Source organism: Corynebacterium sp. UMB10321, from assembly GCF_030228725.1.
In the GTDB taxonomy this organism is placed as follows: Bacteria; Actinomycetota; Actinomycetes; order Mycobacteriales; family Mycobacteriaceae; genus Corynebacterium; species Corynebacterium pseudogenitalium.
Genome location: NZ_JASOZC010000031.1, coordinates 1 through 392 on the forward strand (window position 1 = coordinate 1; position 392 = coordinate 392).

A 392-nucleotide genomic window follows, 5' to 3' on the forward strand; every position below is an offset into this window, starting at 1 on the left:
TTTCGTCGTCAGGATTAACGATCTTGACACCAGTGTCCTGCTTCTCATCAGTCGGATCAACCAGCTTCTTACCAGACTCATCAACCGTGGTCTTGTCGGAGTCGTTGTCGTCAACACCCTTCTTGTGGCCGTTGACCTCAACCTCAACATCCTGCTTGCCACCGTCAAGATCCGGATCCTCAACAGTCACCGTGATCGGACCATCAACATCGGTACCCGGCGTGACGTGAACGTTACCATTCTCATCAATCTCGACCGGGACGTCCTTGCCGTCCTCATCCTTAGCAGAGACCTTGATTTCGTCGTCAGGATTAACGATCTTGACACCAGTGTCCTGCTTCTCATCAGTCGGATCAACCAGCTTCTTACCAGACTCATCAACCGTGGTCTTG

The 392-nt window shown here is 51.8% G+C and carries 1 protein-coding gene; it reads right to left on the reverse strand.

Annotated features, from left to right (window positions below; all coding sequences use genetic code 11):
- On the reverse strand, positions 1–392 hold a 392-nt coding region (locus QP752_RS11205), incomplete at both ends, for a hypothetical protein (protein ID WP_284805534.1).